The organism is Streptomyces tricolor (assembly GCF_002155905.1).
Lineage (GTDB): Bacteria > Actinomycetota > Actinomycetes > Streptomycetales > Streptomycetaceae > Streptomyces > Streptomyces tricolor.
Genome location: NZ_MUMF01000955.1, coordinates 1 through 783, shown reverse-complemented (window position 1 = coordinate 783; position 783 = coordinate 1). Strand labels below are relative to the sequence as shown.

Below are 783 nucleotides of genomic sequence, written 5' to 3'. Positions count from 1 at the left end.
CCGCGGCCCAGCTCGCCGCCGACCGCATCCTCACCGAGGCCGACCCGCGGCTCCTCATCGTGATCGAGGGCATCAACTGGACCGGCGTGCCCGTCGACGGGCTCCCGCACGGCCGGCCGGTGCTCAGCCCCGCCCGCACCCTCTCGCACACCCTCGTGGACGCCCGCAAGCTCGTCTACTCCGCCCACTTCTACGGCTACACCGGCCCGCACCACAGCGGCGCCACCGGCATCGGCGAGACCCACGACCCCCGCTACCAGGACCTCTCCCCCGCTGAGCTGGCCGGGGCCCTGGACGACGAGGCCTTCTTCGTGACGGAGAACGGCCGGCACCACACCGCGCCCGTGTGGGTGAGCGAGTTCGGCATCGGTTCCGGCGAGACGAACCCGGCGGCCCGGGCCTGGTTCGGCCATGTCACCGACTACTTCGCCGACCACGACGCCGACGTCGCGTTCTGGCCGCTGGTCGGTTTCGCGGGCCACGACGACTGGGCGCTGCTGCGCTACGACGACGCGGGGCACCGCTCCGGCATCCTCGACCCCGGTGACTGGCGCGCCACCGCATGGCAGCGCCTGATGACCGCGCCGGGCAGGACCGGGCCCGTGCCGTCCGCTGTGCTCTGGCGGATGCTCAGCACCGATCACGGCGACGCGGTGGCGTCGCTGCGGGTGCGGGCCACGGGGGACTGGGACCCGGGGGCGCACAAGGCCGCCTGCCCCGACGGCACGAGACTGGCCGGGCTGAGCCACACCGGTGGGCGGGGCCTGTGCACCGACGCCGGCA

General features: G+C 74.5%; 1 protein-coding gene. It reads left to right on the top strand.

Features of this window, described 5'->3' with window-relative positions; all coding sequences use genetic code 11:
- The coding region (locus CCN44_RS41865; RefSeq protein ID WP_244204072.1) for a cellulase family glycosylhydrolase at nt 1-783 on the top strand (783 nt) is incomplete at both ends.